This window comes from Pseudomonas sp. Wu6, assembly GCF_019891515.1.
Lineage (GTDB): Bacteria > Pseudomonadota > Gammaproteobacteria > Pseudomonadales > Pseudomonadaceae > Aquipseudomonas > Aquipseudomonas orientalis_A.
This window is the reverse complement of record NZ_JAFLXH010000036.1, coordinates 1-16,575: the sequence shown is the minus strand read 5'-3', so window position 1 is coordinate 16,575 and position 16,575 is coordinate 1. Positions and strand designations below refer to the sequence as shown.

Sequence of the window (16,575 nt, the reverse complement as noted above, 5' to 3'; positions counted from 1 at the left end):
CCGATGGCGGCCTCTGGGCCGACCAGGATGTTGGATTGGACCGAGTACATATCCATTACTTAGGTAACGGCTGCTTAGGGTTCCGCCCTTACGGCGGCTCACTTTTGAAAAGCGCAAAAGTAAGCAAAACGCTCTTGCCCCACCACTCGGCACCTCGCCTGGGCTCGGTGTGCCCGTAATCCGCCATGGATTTGGGGGGCCGCCGCCACGCGCCATCCATGGCGCGGGGCGGCTAAACCGGCATCCCTGCCGGTTTGCCCCCCAAATCCATGGCGAATTCCGGCCAGCGTGGTTTGACGGGGCGCCTAAGATCAAAAGCAGGTCAAGATCAAGATCAAGGGCGGCTCGCTTCGCATCGTGGTTAGCGTGGGGGCTGCGAACTGCGGTTGTGTAGGTAACTGTGCCGCGATGACGCCTTAAATGCAAAAAGCCCCGCCATTCTCATGGCGGGGCTTTTGTTTTTTTTGCGTGTCACTCAGTACTGCGGGTCGCCCACGTGCAGGATCTTCATGCCATTGGTGCCACCGGTGGTGTGGTAGCTGTCGCCTTTGGTCAGGATGACCCAGTCGCCTTTCTCTACGACGCCGCGTTTGACCAGTTCGTCGATGGCTTTCTGGCTGACTTCGTTGGGTGCCAGCGAGGCCGGATCGAAGGGAATGGTGTACACGCCGCGGAACATCGCCGCGCGGGCCTGGGCTTCGCGGTGAGGGGTGAACGCGTAGATCGGCACCGAGGAGCGGATGCGCGACATGATCAACGGCGTATAGCCACTTTCGGTCAGGGCGATGATTGCCTTGACGCCCGGGAAGTGGTTGGCGGTGTACATGGCCGCCAGGGCGATGCTCTGGTCGCAGCTTTCGAAAACCTTGCCGATGCGATGGCTGGAGGTCTTGCTGGTGGGGTGCTTTTCAGCGCCGACGCAGATGCGCGCCATGGCCTGGACGGCCTCCAACGGGTACGGGCCGGCGGCGCTTTCAGCCGAGAGCATCACGGCGTCGGTGTAGTCGAGCACGGCGTTGGCCACGTCGGACACTTCGGCGCGGGTCGGCATCGGGTTCTGGATCATCGACTCCATCATCTGGGTCGCAACGATCACCGCTTTGTTGTGGCGGCGCGCGTGCAGGATGATTTTCTTCTGGATGCCGATCAGCTCGGCGTCGCCGATTTCCACGCCCAGGTCGCCACGGGCAACCATCACGGCGTCCGACGCCTTGATCAGGCCGTCGAGGGTTTCGTCATCGGCCACGGCTTCGGCGCGTTCGATCTTCGCCACGAGCCAAGCGGTGCCACCGGCTTCGTCGCGCAGTTTACGGGCGTATTCCATGTCGGCGGCGTCGCGCGGGAAGGACACGGCGAGGTAGTCCACTTCCATCTCGGCGGCGAGCTTGATGTCGGCCTTGTCTTTTTCAGTCAGGGCCGGTGCGGTCAGGCCACCGCCGCGACGGTTGATGCCTTTGTGGTCGGACAGCGGGCCGCCGATGATCACGGTGCAATGCAGTTCGGTCGGGGTCGCGGTGTCGACGCGCATGACCACGCGGCCGTCATCGAGCAGCAGTTCGTCGCCGACGCCGCAGTCCTTGACCAGGTCCGGGTAGTCGATGCCGACGATGTCCTGGGTGCCTTCAGTCAGCGGATGGCTGGTAGAGAAGGTGAATTTGTCACCGATCTTCAGCTCGATCCGCTTGTTGGCGAATTTGGCGATACGGATCTTCGGGCCTTGCAGGTCACCCAGCAGCGCCACGAAACGACCGTGTTTGGCGGCCAGGTCACGCACCAGCTTGGCGCGAGCCTTGTGCTCGTCCGGGGTGCCGTGGGAGAAGTTCAGACGGGCAACGTCCAAACCAGCCAGAATCAGCTGTTCGAGGACTTCCGGCGAGTTGCTGGCCGGGCCAAGGGTGGCGACGATTTTGGTACGACGGACGGACATGCACAGACTCCTGAGTTCAAGCGCTGGGGAAGGCTACTATGCTCTTTCGTTGTAGTCATTGTTCGTTTGCACTACTTATTGACGAACGGCTTGTTTTTGCTGAGGTTGAAAAGACGAACAGTCTTGAAGATTTTCGGCGCGGGGTCGATACACTGCACAAGACAGGAGAACCCCCATGCGAATTTTGCTCGTTGCTGCCCTGGCCGTCAGTGTTGTCGGCTGCACCCGCTGGTCAATGGACCACCATTTGAACAACGCTTACCGTGCCTATGGGGTGGGCGATTGCGCGCGGGTCACGCTGGAGTTGTCCCAGGTCGACCGCGAGAGCCGCACCCGTCGTTATGTGCAACCCGAGGTTTCGATGCTGCGCGGGCAGTGCCTGGAGCGGCAGAAGCTGTTCGTCGATGCCGCGCAAACCTATCAATTCATCATCAGCCAATACCCGTCCAGCGAGTACGCTTATCGCGCCCGTGCCCGGCTCGATACCTTGCGCCAGTTGGGGCATGACTCCGGCGCAAGTGTGGCGCAACCACGGCCGACCTCGCTGTAGTGCTATTTGTCGCTTGAGAACTTTGTCGCTTGAGAACTGGCCTGGTGCCAGTCTTGGGCTATTCTTTGAATATCAGTTTGTACAACTTTCTATTCAAAACAGTGCAACGCCCGGATTCGGCAGCGGTCGCGTGACAACGCGCGCTTTTCACACCGATATCAGGGAGAGCGATGGGCTCGTTTCGAATCACTGGCTTTATGGGATGGCAACCTCACCATGTTTATCGAACGACGGATCGAACGGCATCAGCTGCCTTATTTCTTGCAGGTGTTCAATCGGCTTACGGACAAGCCAATCGGTTTTCTGGGCGACGTTTCCGAGGGCGGGCTGATGCTGATCAGCCAGTTACCGATGATGATCGGTGCAGACTTCGAGCTGCGCTTGAAAATTCCCGGGCTGCACGGCGAATTCCAGGCTGTTGATCTTACCGCGACTTGTCTGTGGAGCCGGGAAGACGTCAACCCGCAACATTACGATTCGGGGTTCCGCGTGCTTCAGGCATGCGAAGAATACGCACAGCTGATCAGCGCCTTGTTGCATTACTTCAGTTTCGATCCGCTGCAGGCATCCGCCTGAACGGCGGGTGCAGTCGGCTACGGGGGCCGTGTCCACCGTGGCCGTGCGCGTGCGTTCAGAACACGCCGGCTTTTTTCCAGCGCAGGTAACGCGTCACCAGCGCGGCGCCCAATGTTGACGGCAAGCTATCCAGCACGGTCAGCCCATGGGCACCCAGGCGGTCATGCAACTGGTTACGCATGTTGAGGTAGTCAATTGCGCCGCTGTAGGCCAATGCTTCGGGCAGGGTTTGTACCGGGGCCTGGCGCAGTTGATCGAGCACTTCCTCTCGCAAACTCGCGATCAGCACCCGATGGTGCCGACCAATGCGCTTGATCGCACTCACCAGTGCTTCATCGTCTTCATCACGCAGGTTGGTGACCACGATCACTAATGCGCGCCGTGTTTGCCGAGCCAGCAATTGGCTGGCGGCGGCCTCGTAGTCGGCTGTCTTGCGTGTGCTGTGCAAGTCATAGACGGCATTGAGCAAGACGTTCAACTGACCGCTGCCCTTGACCGGCGCCAGGTAACGCGGCTGGTCGCTGGCAAAGGTACACAGCCCGACTGCATCGCCTTGGCGCAAGGCGACGTAACTCAGTAACAGACAGGCATCCAGAGCGTGGTCGAAGTGGGACAACTCGTCGTCCTGGCTGCGCATGCGCCGGCCGCAATCGAGCATGAACACAATCTGTTGGTCACGTTCATCCTCATATTCCCGGGCAATCGGCGTGCGTTGTCGTGCCGTGGCTTTCCAGTCGATCTGACGCAGGCTGTCACCGTCGCGAAACTCGCGTAATTGATGAAACTCCAGGCCCGGTCCACGCCGCTGATGCTGGCGCACACCCAGTTGGCTCAGCCAGTTATCCACCCCCTGCAACTGCGCACCCGATAAGCGTGCGAAGTCCGGGTACACGCGAGTGGCGTCCGTGACGTCGAGCCAGCGCCGCGCCGACCACAACCCCAGGGGGCTGGGCAGATGGATTTCGCAGCGGCTGAAGCTGAAATGTCCACGTCGTACGGGGCGCACACGATAGCCCAACTCACCACGCTCGCCCGGGCGCAGCAAAATGGATTGCGGCAGGTTATCCACAACCAGCCCGTCGGGCACGTGATCGAATACCTGCACGGTCAGCGGCTGTGGATAGTCGTGTTCCAGTGACAGGCGCACTTCTCCCCAGCGCCCCAATGCCAGGCTGCCGGGCAGTGTCCTGCGCACACGTACCGAAGGGCGGCGGCGTAACCGTATGGCATCGAGCATCGCCAGCACCAACAGGGCCAGGAGCAGGCCCCAGGCGATTGCGTGCAAGGTCTCGGGCACCTTGACCTGCAAGGCCATCGACGCGCCCAGCAGGATACTGAGGGCCAACAGGACACCCAGCCAGGTCAGGAACAGACGGGTCGGTTTCATGCCGGCGTTACTGCCTGGGGGCCGCAATCTGGTCGAGCAACTGCTTGATCACCTGGTCCACCTCCAGGCCATCGATGTCCAGTTCGGGCGCGAGCCGTACGCGGTGACGCAGCACCGCCAGGGCGCATCCCTTGACGTCATCCGGGGTCACGAAGTCGCCGCCGCGCAACAGCGCACGGGCACGGGCGCCGCGAATCAGGGCGATAGAGGCCCGTGGGCCTGCGCCGATGGTCAAGCCCGGCCAACTGCGCGTGGCCCGCGCCAGGCGTACGGCATAGTCGAGCACCTGTTCATCCAGAGGCATGCCGCTGGCGATCTGCTGCATCTGTACCACGTCTTCGGCCTGCAGCACGGTACGCAACGGTTGTACATCGAGCATGTCGGCCCTGGACGAGCGGGTCACTTCGCGCACCATGTCCACTTCCTGCTGCGCGTCGGGATAGTCCATGCGCACCTTGAGCATGAAGCGGTCCAACTCGGCTTCAGGTAACGGATAGGTGCCTTCCTGCTCGATCGGGTTCTGGGTGGCAAGCACCATGAACGGCGCGCCGATGGGCAATGCCTCGCCCTCCAGGGTGACTTGGCGCTCCTGCATGGCTTCGAGCAGTGCCGCCTGGGTCTTGGCCGGAGCGCGGTTGATTTCGTCGGCCAGTAACAAGTGGGTGAACAACGGCCCCTTGCGCAGCTTGAACTGTTCGGTCTGCAGGTCGTACACCGCGTGGCCGGTGACATCGCTGGGCATCAGGTCCGGCGTGAACTGGATGCGCGCGAAATCGCCGCCGAAACAACGGGCCAGCGCACGCACCAGCAACGTTTTGCCAAGGCCGGGTACACCCTCCAACAGCACATGGCCACCTGCAATCAGCGCAGTGAGCACGTCATCAATCACCGCGTCCTGGCCAATCACTGCCTTGCGTAATTCAATGCGCAGGGCCTGGGCCTGTTGCGTGGCGTTTTGGACAGTCTGTTCTGCGGTCAGGGTTGTAGCCGTTGGAGAGTCGCTCATAGGGCATTCCTGAGGGTTTGCAGGCACGCCACCCGTTGGCTGAAATCGGCGCTGGAGAGCCGTTTCAGCGCAGGTGCGGCGAGTGCCTGGCGGATGATAGGGGAGGGTTGTTGCGTCAGGTGTTCCAGCACCTGACATTGTTCTGCCATGTCGAGGTGTTCAAAGCCGGGGTGACGGCGGCGGGCGGTGCGCAGTAAATCCTGCTGCAAGGCTTGCAGCAAGGCGCCCTGGCCGCTGCGGCGTAGCAGGAAGTCGGCGCTGGCGCGCAAATGCTCCTGTAGCTGTCGACGCGCCTTGGGCGCGGGTGCCTGGATCGGGCCCTGGCGCATGCCGGCGTGCCAGAGTGCCAGGGCAAGCAGTGCGACCAGCGCGACGAGGGCCTGGGGGAAGTAACGAACCAGCAGGGTCAGCAGGTTGTCCGCGCCGCTGTTGAACAGCAGGGTGACGTCGGTGCCCTGGTTCAGGTACCACAGCAGCCAGGCATTGTCGTGCTTGCCGATGCTCGGGGTTTTCCACAGGTCGCTGTCGGTGAGCACCGTGACGCGGCCTGACCCGAGGTCAAGTTGCATCAGATGGCTGGACTTGGCGCTGTTGGCTGAAAACTGCGCCAGGTGCCCGGGGTCGGTAAGGTTGAAGTCGGTGTCAAAACTGAAATACGCCGGTGCGGTTTCATTGTCGACATACAGTTTAGTGAGGTCCGGCGCGATCTTTTTGCGCGGCACCGCCGGCTCGTCGAAGTCATCGCTAAGGGTTTGGTGAAGATTGAGACGATCGAGCAGCAGGTCGCCGCTTTTACCGGTCTCTTCATCCCATAACGCCTCGGCCACCAGTAACAGGTGCCCCCCGGCTTTTGCCCACGCCAGCAGTTGTTCGACCTGGCCTGGGGTCATGTTGCCACGCTCCCCCAGCAACAGCAGGCTATGGCCTGGGGCGGGCAGATCGGCAAGCCGCTCGAGCCCGTTGGCATGTGTTACCGCCAGGCCTTGCTGGCGCAGGAAATCCTCCGCCGCGAGGTAGGGGTTGGCCAGTGCGTCCGGCGATGGGCCACGATCCACAACCTCCTCATAGGGAATTGCCTTGTGCCAGGCATACAGGCCGCCCGCTCCCAACAGGCAGGCCAGCAGCGCGGCAATCCACAGTAATGGCCGTTTCATTGGCTGGCTCCGCTACTGAAGAGTGCGCGCCAATCGCTGCACAGTTTTTGCTGGGCGGTGCCGGGAGGCAGTCGATGGCCATAGGCAAGGTTTTGCCAGTGAGCGGTCAATTCGCGGCTGAATGCCAGCAACTGCGGTTGCTGCAACTGATGAACGCGCTCCAGTACCTGGCCCTCGGTATCGGCACTTTTGAGTGGCAGGTCGAACTCATGCAGCAGCCGGCTGAGCAGGCCGCGATACAGCAGGCCGAGGGCTTCCCGCGGGCGGGTGGGCCATAGCTGTTCGGCGGCGCTGGCGATATCGTCGGGCAATGTCTCGACCCCCAGTTCCAGGCCGAACAATTGGGCAGGCGCAGGCCTTGCGGTGATGGGCTGAGGTCGCCGCCTGCGGCTGACAAATGTGCGCAGCCATTCACGGTAGCGCCACACCACCAGGGCCAGCCCGCCAATCACCACGCTCCATAGCAGTATCTCCAAGCCTTGGGCCACGTGCCTGAAGGTGTTGCTGTTGAGGTTGTCGAGCAATTGCTGGAGCCAGGCAGGTAATTTACCGTCCCCATGGGCTTTGCGGGGCGTGGCGGGTTTTTCCTCGCCAAAACGATAACGGGTGACGGTTTGCGGATTCTTGAACGGCGGTTTTTCCAACAGCGCCTTGATCGATTGGCTGGCCGCCTGGGTGCCGAGGGGCTTGGGCTCAGCTGTCTGATCGGCCAGCGCCGATGGGCTCAGTTGCACCAGCGTGAGCCCGACGACCAGCAGCAACAGCGGCGCGACACCGCTCAGGCGTTGGCGCAACCGGCGAAACACTAGTTCCAGGTCCCAGGCTTCCAGAACGGTGCGACGGTTGAGGTACAGGCTGAAACCGCAGGCGACGTAGATGGGTTCCCAGAACACCAGGACCAGCGCATAGAACGCGTTGCTCAGGTGTTCCAGCCATAGCCCCTGCGGGCCTGTCGCCAGTACCAGCCGCTGCCAGTCCCACTGCAGTTCAACCTGCTCGGGGATGAACAGATAGAACAGCGCCATGCACCCGAACCATAGGCCGATCTCCATATGCACCCCGATGATTGTCAGCCAGCGCGCGGCGCCTGCATTACGCTGTTGCAGTATGCCCAGGCGCTGTTGACGCACCGGCCCATCCAGGCCTTCAAGCTGGCTCACCGGCAGCATGAAGCTGCGGCTCAGGCTCAGCCGGCGCCAGGTCAGGCTGGCGAACAGTTGCCCCCTGAGCAGGCGTGGCCACTGGCGAGCGGCCTGTTTCAGGCTCGGGGTTTCACCAAACAGGGCCTTGGAAAGAATGTACAACGGCAAGCGTTCGAAGGCGGGCTTGAGCCACCAGAACAGGAATAGGGCGTAAGACGGGTACTGCCACAGCAGCGAGGTGAGTAGCAGGAACACAGGCAGGCTGACCAGGGCCCAACTGCCCATCAGCACTGCACGATGTTCACGGGCCAGCAGTACGCCGAGGTCCATGGCTTCCCAGGAGGTACGCGGGCGGATGACCACGCTGGCGTCAGTCAGGCGCATGGCGAGTCCGGCCGGCGAAGATCAGGTAGGCGGCCACCAGCAGCCATAGTGCGCTGCCCACCAGGTATTTGATCCAGGGCGCAATGCTTGTGGTGGATGACCAGTAGGCTTCGATGAACGCTGCGATCAGCAGGAACACCATGACTCCGCAGAGCATCTGCACGCTTTTGCGGGCCGCCAGGCGCAGGGATTCGCTACGTGCCAACGGCCCTGGCGCGATCAGTGACCAGCCCAGTTGCAGGCCCGCCGCACCGGCCAGTGCGATGGCGCTGAGTTCGAAGGCACCATGGCCGATCACGAATGACCAGAAGGTCTGGCCGTAGCCGATTTCACTCAGGTACCCGGACACCGCCCCGATGGTCAAGCCGTTGAAGACCAGGAAGAACACGCTGCCCAGGCCGAACAGCAAACCGGCGGCAAAGGTCTGGAAGGCGATGCCGATGTTGTGCATCACGTAGTAGCCAAACATCATCCAGTCTTCGCTGGAGGCGCGTTCGGCCGCGCGGCCCAGGCGACTGGCGGCGGGGTCGTACATGCTTTGCATCTCGGCCACCTGTTGCGGGCTGACGATGCTGTAGATCAGGTCGGGAAACAGGTAGACCAACAGGGCTATGCCCAGCAGGCTGCCAAAGAACAGCAGGCTGGCGATCAGCACGAACCGCCATTGTTCGCGTACCAGGCGCGGGAAATCGGCGAGGATGAAGGCCACCACGTTCGCCGTCGTTTGGCTGCGATGGCGATACAGTTGCTGGTGGCCGCGCAGCGCCAGTTGTTGCAGGCGGTCCACCAGGTAACTGCTGTAGCCGCGCTCCTGGGCCAGGGCCAGGTGTTGGCACAGGCGTCGATAGTGATAAGGGAAGTCGGCCACCTCGCAGGCTTTGCCTCGCTCCAACTGTTTCAGTTGTTCGGCGAAAGTCTGCCATTGCTGCTGGTGCCGGCTTTCAAAAAGGCTCTGCTTCATGTCGGCCCCAACAAACCGCGGGCCACACCGTTAAGTTGCTCCACGGCGCGGGCCGGGGACACCTGCAAGGGCGCCGCGAGGATTGCAGCCAGTTCATGCACCCGCTCGGCAGACAGGTCGGCCTGGCGTTCGGCGAAACCGAGGATTGCGCGCTGTTCACTCAGCTCCAGCGCGAAGGGCAGGCGCAGGGCGGCTGCCTGAGGTAGGGGCGGACGGGCCAGCGACTGTTCGCGGTAGACCACCAGCGTGCCCGCTGCCAGGTCGCCGAGCCGCTTGAAGTGCGGATGTTGCAGGCAACTGATGGCGCCGAAGAAGTAGCCGAAGGGCAGTATGTCGACAAACCGCAGCAGGTTGCGGATCAGTGATGCCGACCAACCGATGGCGGTGCCGTCATCCTGTACCACCCGCAGGCCCATGACTTGCTTGCCGGGCGAGCAGCCCTGGTTGAGCACTTCGAACAGCACCATGTACCACCAACTGACCAGGAACAGCAGCAGCGCGCCCAGGCCGAGGCCGAGGTTGCCAAGCAGCGCCAGGGGCACCAGCAGGATGCCCATGATCACGCCGCGCACGAGCAGATCGAAGGCAAAGGCCAATGCCCTTGGCGCAAGGCCGGCAGGGCGCAAGGGCAGGTCGATACCCTCGGGGGTCTCGATCTGGTAGCAGGTATCCAGAGGAGCTGTTGGCATTGCGATCCTTGGCAGTGCGAAGCGACTGAGAGACACGGATGCTAGCAGTGTCGAGGCGGGAAGCAACCCTTCAAGATTTTGCTGGATGTTTGTCCAGTAAGGTATTGCTGGCCCCTGGCCCCTTGCAGCGCCTAGACTTTGCCGGTCTTCAGCACAGGAACAGCCCGTGACCTCCATTTTCTGGTACGACTATGAAACCACCGGAATCAACCCGCGCAGCGATCGCCCGCTGCAGGTAGCCGGCATTCGTACCGACCTCGAGCTCAACGAGGTCGGCCCGCCGATCAATCTGTATTGCCGGCCCAGCGACGATATCCTGCCCCATCCGGCAGCGTGTGCGATCACCGGTATCACGCCGCAGGTCCTGGCGCACAAAGGCCTTGCCGAAGCGGACTTCATGACCCGGGTGCACGCCGAACTCGCGGCCCCCGGCACCTGCGGCGCGGGTTATAACACCCTGCGCTTTGACGATGAAATGACGCGCTACAGTCTCTATCGCAACTTTTTCGACCCTTACGCACGCGAGTGGCAGGGCGGCAACAGCCGCTGGGACTTGATCGATGTGATGCGTACCGCCTATGCCCTGCGCCCGGAGGGGATTGTGTGGCCCGAGCAGGACGGGCGCGTGACGCTCAAGCTCGAACGCCTGACGCAAGCCAACGGCATCGACCACGGCCAGGCCCACGATGCGTTGTCTGACGTGCGCGCGACCATCGCCCTGGCGCGATTGGTGCGGGACAAACAACCCAAGCTGTATGAGTGGCTGTTCCAGTTGCGGAGCAAGCAACGGGTGATGGACCAGGTGCGCCTGTTACAGCCGCTGGTGCATATTTCCGGACGCTTCAGCGCCGAGCGGCATTATCTGGGGGTGGTCTTGCCGTTGGCCTGGCATCCGCGCAATCGCAATGCATTGATTGTGTGCGACTTGGGGCTCGACCCGCAGGCCCTGCTCGAACTGGATGCCCAAACGTTGCGCGAGCGCCTCTATACGCGGCGCGATGAGCTGTCGGCGGGCGATCTGCCGGTGCCGCTCAAGTTGCTGCACATCAACCGCTGTCCGGTCGTCGCGCCCTTGAAAGTGCTGCGCGCGCAAGATCGCGAGCGGTTGCAATTGGATATGGAGGTTTACCAGGCACGGGCGCTGCGACTAACTGACGCACAGGAAGTTTGGCGTGACAAGTTGGCGAGCGTTTACGCCGAGGAGGAATATGCGCCGAATGCCGATCCTGAGCAGCAGCTCTATGAGGGTTTTATCGGCGACCGTGATCGGCGCTTATGTGAACAAGTTCGCATGGCAGAGCCGGTACAACTGGGACGCCAGCAATGGCCGTTCGATGATCATCGATTGCCTGAATTATTATTCCGCTATCGCGCGCGTAACTTTCCTGAAACCTTGAACAATGAGGAGCAAGAGCGCTGGAGACTTTTCTGTCAGCAACGGTTGTCAGACCCGGTATGGGGCGCACCCAATACCCTGGCGGCATTTAAGCTGGCCCATCAGGAATTGAAAAACAGTGCGACAGCGTTTCAGTGCCAGGTACTGGATGAATGGCAAGACTATGCTGACTCTTTAGCGGCCCGCCTGAATCTGTAGCCGAGCAACTGCAAAACATTCAGACAATAAAAAACGCCAGCGAGCTGGCGTTTTCAATGTGTCGCGTATCGGGTGCAGATCCGACCAGGCTTAGCCCAGCAGGGTAGCCCAACCTTCTACCACGTCACCGCCCCACTTGGCTTTCCACTCTTTCAGTGTCTTGTGATTGCCGCCTTTGGTTTCAATCACTTCACCGTTGTGCGGGTTTTTGTACTGCTTGACTTTGCGAGCACGTTTGGTGCCGGTAGTTTTCACAGCGCCACGCGGTGCTTTAACTTTCGATTCCGGATCCAGCAGCGCGATGATGTCACGCAGGGATTTGGAGTATTCGCCCATCAGGGTGCGCAGTTTGCCTTCGAATTCCAGCTCGGTTTTCAGCTTGTCGTCTTGCGACAGGTTCTTCAAACGGGCTTGCAGCTCTTTGATAGCTTCTTCGGTGGCGCGGTATTCGTTGATCAGAGACATGTGGACAACCTTATGTAGAACGCTGATTGACAGGGTGAGTGGCCTAATAATAGTCAGGCAATTTCATCAAGTAAACATTTAAGCAGCTATTTACGTGAATTAGATTGAAGTTTTTCGCCGCGGTGTGAAGTCGAGTTAATTATCGGGTACGCGGCTAAAAACAATCAGCTTAATTCTGCTAATTGCCGAGCTTGCCTGTGTAACGCCATATAACGCTGGTAAACCCTTACGCTGTTAAGGGGTGTTGCCAGCGCCAGGGATCAGAATAAGGCACAAGGAGTACTGCAGTTTTTCTGCGCAATCGCTAGAATGGCGGCCTTTGCGAAGTTCTGGAGTTTCCCCCTAATGCGCACTTTTCGGCTGGTGATTGCTTGCCCGGACCGGGTTGGCATCGTTGCCAAGGTCAGTAACTTTCTGGCTTCTCATAACGGTTGGATCACCGAGGCGAGCCATCACTCGGATGATCTCAGCGGTTGGTTTTTCATGCGTCACGAAATCCGTGCCGATACCTTGCCTTTTGGTCTGCAAGCCTTCCGTGAGGCGTTTGCGCCGATCGCCGAAGAGTTTTCGATGACCTGGCACATCACCGACACAGAGCAGAAGAAACGCGTCGTGCTGATGGCCAGCCGTGAATCCCACTGCCTGGCGGACCTGCTGCACCGCTGGCACAGCGATGAGCTCGATTGCGAGATCGCGTGTGTGATCTCCAACCATGACGACCTGCGCAGCATGGTCGAATGGCATGGCATCCCGTATTACCACGTGCCGGTCAACCCGCAGGACAAGGAGCCGGCGTTCGCCGAAGTGTCGCGCCTGGTCAAGCAGCACGATGCCGACGTGGTGGTGCTGGCGCGCTACATGCAGATCCTGCCGCCGGAACTGTGCCGCGAATACGCGGGCAAGGTGATCAACATTCACCACAGCTTCCTGCCGTCGTTCGTGGGTGCCAAGCCTTATCACCAGGCGTCCCTGCGCGGCGTGAAGCTGATCGGCGCAACCTGTCACTATGTCACCGAGGAGCTGGACGCCGGTCCGATCATCGAGCAGGACGTGGTGCGCGTCAGCCACAGCGACAGCATCGAAGACATGGTGCGTTTCGGTCGCGACGTCGAAAAGATGGTGCTGGCCCGTGGCTTGCGTTATCACCTGGAAGATCGCGTATTGGTGCACGGCAACAAGACCGTGGTGTTCTGACCGACGCGTCTGGTTGAACAAGCAGGGGTCCGGGAGTAAAACTCTCCGGGCCCTTTTTATTTTCAGGAGGCGACCATGACCGACCCACTCGACAAGGCGACTTCCAGGCCACCCGCTACCCTGGGCGAGGGCTGTCTGAGTCGCTACGACCCGGATGCGCTGTGTGCTGAGGATGGTACTGACTTTCCCGGCGCCGCCCAGTTGTGGGAGCAGTTGCAGGAGGATGAAAAGCCGCCCGCTGCCCCCGGAAAAGACGCTTGAGCAGCGGCTTGCCCACCATCAACAGAAACACGGGCGCACCGGCCAGCAGATAGAAGTAATAGGTCACTGCCCGCCAGATCAGAATGGCTGCCGCCGCCGTGGCATTGCCTACCATCGGCGCGAGCAATGCCGCCGACGTCAACTCCGCCGCCCCGGCCCCGCCTGGCAGCAGGCTCAATTGCCCTGCGGTCAATGACAGCATCTGGATCAGGAAGCTCCAGGCCCACTGCACCTGCCCACCCAGGCCACGCAGCGCCAGGTACAAGACGCTGTAGCGTAATAACCAATGCAGGCTGGTCAGCGCGAACACCCCGAGCAGGGTGCTCCAGGGCAATTTCAGCGTTTGGGTGAAGGCCGCAAGGAAGCGCAGCAACCGACGGGCCCACCGCCGGCGGGTGCCGGCGCGCACTTTCATGGCCTTGAGTGCACTTCCGGCCAGGCGAATCAGGCGGCGATGAAAGCGCACCACCAACACGCAGCCGACGACGCCACCGACCATCGACACGGCACTGAGCCCCAACAGCTCTTCCAGGCGTGGGCTGAGGCTATGGAACAGCGCATACAGCACGATGCCCACCAGTGCGCAGAAAAAGAACAGCAAGTCACTCAACTGGTCCATGGCGAACACCGCGCTGCCATGGGCCGGCCGTATGCCGCTGCGTGCCAGCAGGCCCATCAGCGTGAGGGGCCCGCCGCTGCCGCCTGGGGTCGCGCACATGGCGAATTCGGTCGATATCACCACGCCCAGGCTTTTGCGCCATCCCAACCGAGCGCGCTGTGCGCCCAGCAATAAGCGCAGGCGCAGGCTGTTGATCAGCCAGCAGCCGATGATCATGGCAAACATTCCCAGTAATTGGAGCAGGGGAAACTGGCGCAGGCGCGCAACGGTTTCGCCGCCACCCAGCCACACCGGGATCACCAGCGCGACCAGCAGCGCCAGGCCCAGCCAGATCAGCCGGCGCATGGCAGCGTCGACAGCCACGCGGACTTGGTCTGTGGCGTGCGTCCATCCTCAAGCAGGCGCTCCAGGGTGTGCAGCCAATACTGACGGGAAAATTCGTGACGCATATCGACGGGGTGCAACCCTAACCGGATCACCGGTGCGGTCTGCCAGCGCTGCTCGCGTCGATCGCTCAAGACCTTGGACAAGCCTCGGCGCCATGCACTGCGCGCGCTCCACACCAGGCCCGGGGCGTGGATGGGCGTGAAGTCGGGCAGGCGATACAGGTGCTGCGGGTCGCTGGTGTAGCTCAGCGGTAACTGGCGCAACGCCAACCGGGTACCCTGGCTCATCAACCAGGCGGGTGCGACAAACCCTTGCAGGGGCCAGTCATTGCGCTGGAATACCTCGATGCCGTCGGTCAGGCGCTGCAAGGCTTCGGCTTGCGATAACTGGTAGAACTCGCCCTCATGGGTATAGATGCGCCGCATGAACCATTCCCGGGGTGTACGCGGCCGGGGTTGGTCGTCGCAGTGGTAATACCCGTGCAAGGTGAGTTCATCGCCCTTGGCTACCCGGTTGTCGAGCAGGCGCCGGAAGTCTGCATGGGTGGCCAGGGCGTTGTGATGATGAAAGTCCGGGACCACCAGCCAGGTGACAGGGACATTGCCGATGGCGTCGACGGCTTCGACAAAGGGCCGGTAATCGGCCCAGGTGCTCGGCGCCACGTCGTGCAGCACCAGCATGACTGAACGTTCAACCATGGGCGAGCATCGGCTTTTGTGTGCCGAGCACGGCATGGTAATGCCCCAGCAGGCTGTCCACCACCGCATCCCACGCGTAATGCTGTTCGACATGGCGCCGCGCCTGTTCCCCGAGACGGCGGCTGTCGGCGCCAAACAGTTCGCGTACCGTATCGGCCATCGCCTTGGGGTTGTTGGGCGCGCAGAGCAGGCCGCAGCGCTCGTCGACAATCTCGGTAAAGGCTCCCGCCGCCACGGCGACCACCGGAATGCCGCAGGCCATGGCTTCCAGAATGACCAGGCCGAAGGTTTCCTGGTCACCGCCATGCAATAACGCATCGGCGCTGGCCATCAAGCGGGCCACGTGATCGGCCGGGCGGAAGCCATCGACTACGGTGACATTGTCCGGCACATTGGCCGGCATGCCGGAACCCACCAGCAATAAGTGATAACCCTCGCCCAGGCGCTTCATGCAGTTGAGCAGCACCGGCAGGTTCTTTTCCTTGGAGCCACGCCCGGCGAAAATCAGCAGCCTGGTGTCTTCATCGATCCCCAGTTCGGCGCGCAGGCCGGGGTCGCGTACCTGTGGCGTGAAGGTTTGCAGGTCGACGCCCAAGGGTTGCACGAAGACGTTTTTTACCCCAAGTCCAATGAGTTTGTCGGCCATTACCTGGCTGGGAGCCAGTACGCGGTCAAAATTCCCATAGAGCTTGCTGACATAAGCTTCGACGTTGGGGGTAAACCAGGCGCCCATGCGGTTACGCACCAGCAGGGGGAGATCGGAGTGGTAAAAACCGATGACGGGCACATCCAGCTGGCGCCGGGCGTCCAGGGCGGCCCAGGCGGTCAGGTAAGGATCGCCGACTTCGATCAGATCAGGCTGCAAATCGTGCAGGACATTTCGCCATGGCGCCAGGCGCAGGGGGAAGCGGTAGCCTTTGCCGAAGGGCAGCGGCGGCGCCGGCACCTGGAAAATACCATCGCGCTCGCTCAAGTGGGCGCCCGGCACCAACAGACTGTGGCGAATGCCGGGCTTGAGCGCCAGGCGCCGGTGCTTGGCGTCCAGATAAGTGCGTACGCCACCGCTGGCCGGGGCGTAGAACATGGTTATGTCAGCGATATGCACGATGAACATCCCTCCGATCCATTGCTCTCCTTAACGTGGACCTGAGGTAAGGATAGATGTTCGATCGGGATTGGGGTCGTGCTGCGTGTTCGAGCTTGAAATGATGGGGGAGGGTGCTTGCCCTGATACCAGTCAGTTAAGCGAACACCGCCGTCTGTAGGAGCGAGGGGGCGCCTAGCTCTTGCTCGCGAAAAACGTCAACGATAACGCGTGCTTCCTGAATGAACGCGGCGCCTGTGAGTTTTTCGCGAGCAAGCTCGCTCCTACATAAAGCAGCCGCACCCACCCGTAACCACGATGCGAAGCGAGTCGCTTTTGATTTTGATGTTGATCTCAGGCGCCCCGTTAAACCACGCTGGCCGAACCCCCCGGTGTCAGGGTAGTTGTCGTGTCCCCCGCTTTTTGAAAAGCATTCCGGGGGCGGCAAGAGTATGGTCATGCCTTTCTATTCAGAAGAACGTAAAGCTGCGCTGCTG

General features: G+C 61.3%; 15 protein-coding genes. 4 read left to right on the top strand and 11 right to left on the bottom strand.

Translation table 11 applies throughout. From position 1 onward, the window contains the following. Positions 1 to 475: 475 nt before the first annotated feature. Positions 476 to 1,927 carry a pyruvate kinase gene (gene pyk, locus J1G34_RS21640; RefSeq protein WP_065887576.1) on the bottom strand — a complete coding sequence of 484 codons (1,452 nt, stop codon included), beginning with the start codon at positions 1,925 to 1,927 and terminating at the stop codon, positions 476 to 478. A 175-nt stretch (positions 1,928 to 2,102) separates the two neighbouring features. On the opposite strand from pyk, the gene J1G34_RS21635 reads away from it, so the two are divergent. Continuing rightward, positions 2,103 to 2,477, top strand: a complete 375-nt coding sequence (locus J1G34_RS21635; RefSeq protein ID WP_065887577.1) for a tetratricopeptide repeat protein — start codon at positions 2,103 to 2,105, stop codon at positions 2,475 to 2,477. A gap of 216 nt (positions 2,478 to 2,693) precedes the next feature. Beyond that, positions 2,694 to 3,053: a PilZ domain-containing protein gene (locus J1G34_RS21630; RefSeq protein WP_065895096.1), complete on the top strand. Its 360-nt coding sequence runs from the start codon at positions 2,694 to 2,696 to the stop codon at positions 3,051 to 3,053. Between the two features lie 55 nt (positions 3,054 to 3,108). Here J1G34_RS21630 and J1G34_RS21625 read toward each other — a convergent pair whose 3' ends face one another. Genes J1G34_RS21625 through J1G34_RS21600 form a run of 6 tightly spaced genes read right to left on the bottom strand, consistent with a single transcriptional unit; the run spans position 3,109 to position 9,776 of the window. Continuing rightward, on the bottom strand, positions 3,109 to 4,440 hold the full coding sequence (locus J1G34_RS21625) for a DUF58 domain-containing protein (RefSeq protein WP_065887579.1): 1,332 nt from the start codon (positions 4,438 to 4,440) through the stop codon (positions 3,109 to 3,111). Positions 4,441 to 4,447: 7 nt separating this feature from the next. Beyond that, positions 4,448 to 5,446 (bottom strand): AAA family ATPase, encoded by a 999-nt coding sequence (locus J1G34_RS21620; protein ID WP_065887580.1) that lies wholly within the window; start codon positions 5,444 to 5,446, stop codon positions 4,448 to 4,450. After that, complete coding sequence (locus tag J1G34_RS21615) at positions 5,443 to 6,600, bottom strand: DUF4350 domain-containing protein (RefSeq protein WP_122560978.1); 1,158 nt, start codon at positions 6,598 to 6,600, stop codon at positions 5,443 to 5,445. The genes J1G34_RS21620 and J1G34_RS21615 overlap by 4 nt, the downstream gene beginning before the upstream one ends. Next, entirely contained in the window at positions 6,597 to 8,126 is a 1,530-nt protein-coding gene (locus tag J1G34_RS21610) for a DUF4129 domain-containing protein (RefSeq protein WP_065895094.1), read from the bottom strand. Before J1G34_RS21610 ends, J1G34_RS21615 begins: the two co-directional genes overlap by 4 nt. Further along, positions 8,113 to 9,087: a stage II sporulation protein M gene (locus tag J1G34_RS21605; RefSeq protein WP_222994610.1), complete on the bottom strand. Its 975-nt coding sequence runs from the start codon at positions 9,085 to 9,087 to the stop codon at positions 8,113 to 8,115. Before J1G34_RS21605 ends, J1G34_RS21610 begins: the two co-directional genes overlap by 14 nt. Continuing rightward, a complete protein-coding gene (locus J1G34_RS21600; RefSeq protein WP_065895092.1) occupies positions 9,084 to 9,776 on the bottom strand; it encodes an RDD family protein in 693 nt (230 codons plus the stop codon). Before J1G34_RS21600 ends, J1G34_RS21605 begins: the two co-directional genes overlap by 4 nt. Positions 9,777 to 9,942: 166 nt before the next feature. Between J1G34_RS21600 and sbcB the strand changes: the two genes are divergently transcribed. Continuing rightward, positions 9,943 to 11,370, top strand: a complete 1,428-nt coding sequence (gene sbcB, locus J1G34_RS21595) for an exodeoxyribonuclease I (protein WP_065895091.1) — start codon at positions 9,943 to 9,945, stop codon at positions 11,368 to 11,370. Positions 11,371 to 11,460: 90 nt separating this feature from the next. Here sbcB and mvaT read toward each other — a convergent pair whose 3' ends face one another. Beyond that, positions 11,461 to 11,835: a histone-like nucleoid-structuring protein MvaT gene (gene mvaT / locus J1G34_RS21590; protein ID WP_003175830.1), complete on the bottom strand. Its 375-nt coding sequence runs from the start codon at positions 11,833 to 11,835 to the stop codon at positions 11,461 to 11,463. A 345-nt stretch (positions 11,836 to 12,180) separates the two neighbouring features. Between mvaT and purU the strand changes: the two genes are divergently transcribed. Beyond that, positions 12,181 to 13,029, top strand: coding sequence for a formyltetrahydrofolate deformylase (gene purU, locus J1G34_RS21585; protein WP_043050024.1), 849 nt, complete (start codon positions 12,181 to 12,183; stop codon positions 13,027 to 13,029). Between the two features lie 115 nt (positions 13,030 to 13,144). On the opposite strand, the gene J1G34_RS21580 is transcribed toward purU, so the two are convergent. Genes J1G34_RS21580 through J1G34_RS21570 form a run of 3 tightly spaced genes read right to left on the bottom strand, consistent with a single transcriptional unit; the run spans position 13,145 to position 16,108 of the window. Continuing rightward, a complete protein-coding gene (locus J1G34_RS21580) occupies positions 13,145 to 14,254 on the bottom strand; it encodes a lysylphosphatidylglycerol synthase transmembrane domain-containing protein (RefSeq protein WP_065895145.1) in 1,110 nt (369 codons plus the stop codon). Beyond that, positions 14,242 to 14,994: a DUF2334 domain-containing protein gene (locus J1G34_RS21575; RefSeq protein WP_065896389.1), complete on the bottom strand. Its 753-nt coding sequence runs from the start codon at positions 14,992 to 14,994 to the stop codon at positions 14,242 to 14,244. Before J1G34_RS21575 ends, J1G34_RS21580 begins: the two co-directional genes overlap by 13 nt. Then, on the bottom strand, positions 14,987 to 16,108 hold the full coding sequence (locus tag J1G34_RS21570) for a glycosyltransferase family 4 protein (protein ID WP_065896390.1): 1,122 nt from the start codon (positions 16,106 to 16,108) through the stop codon (positions 14,987 to 14,989). The genes J1G34_RS21575 and J1G34_RS21570 overlap by 8 nt, the downstream gene beginning before the upstream one ends. Positions 16,109 to 16,575: the final 467 nt, after the last annotated feature.

Bases quoted from the DNA above. Each gene is read 5' to 3' on its own strand.
- J1G34_RS21575 (WP_065896389.1), bottom strand. From the start codon at position 14,994: ATGGTTGAACGTTCAGTCATGCTGGTGCTGCACGACGTGGCGCCGAGC.
- J1G34_RS21635 (WP_065887577.1), top strand. From the start codon at position 2,103: ATGCGAATTTTGCTCGTTGCTGCCCTGGCCGTCAGTGTTGTCGGCTGC.
- J1G34_RS21605 (WP_222994610.1), bottom strand. From the start codon at position 9,087: ATGAAGCAGAGCCTTTTTGAAAGCCGGCACCAGCAGCAATGGCAGACT.
- J1G34_RS21625 (WP_065887579.1), bottom strand. From the start codon at position 4,440: ATGAAACCGACCCGTCTGTTCCTGACCTGGCTGGGTGTCCTGTTGGCC.
- mvaT (WP_003175830.1), bottom strand. From the start codon at position 11,835: ATGTCTCTGATCAACGAATACCGCGCCACCGAAGAAGCTATCAAAGAG.
- J1G34_RS21630 (WP_065895096.1), top strand. From the start codon at position 2,694: ATGTTTATCGAACGACGGATCGAACGGCATCAGCTGCCTTATTTCTTG.
- J1G34_RS21615 (WP_122560978.1), bottom strand. From the start codon at position 6,600: ATGAAACGGCCATTACTGTGGATTGCCGCGCTGCTGGCCTGCCTGTTG.
- J1G34_RS21610 (WP_065895094.1), bottom strand. From the start codon at position 8,126: ATGCGCCTGACTGACGCCAGCGTGGTCATCCGCCCGCGTACCTCCTGG.
- purU (WP_043050024.1), top strand. From the start codon at position 12,181: ATGCGCACTTTTCGGCTGGTGATTGCTTGCCCGGACCGGGTTGGCATC.
- J1G34_RS21600 (WP_065895092.1), bottom strand. From the start codon at position 9,776: ATGCCAACAGCTCCTCTGGATACCTGCTACCAGATCGAGACCCCCGAG.
- J1G34_RS21570 (WP_065896390.1), bottom strand. From the start codon at position 16,108: ATGTTCATCGTGCATATCGCTGACATAACCATGTTCTACGCCCCGGCC.
- pyk (WP_065887576.1), bottom strand. From the start codon at position 1,927: ATGTCCGTCCGTCGTACCAAAATCGTCGCCACCCTTGGCCCGGCCAGC.
- J1G34_RS21620 (WP_065887580.1), bottom strand. From the start codon at position 5,446: ATGAGCGACTCTCCAACGGCTACAACCCTGACCGCAGAACAGACTGTC.
- J1G34_RS21580 (WP_065895145.1), bottom strand. From the start codon at position 14,254: ATGCGCCGGCTGATCTGGCTGGGCCTGGCGCTGCTGGTCGCGCTGGTG.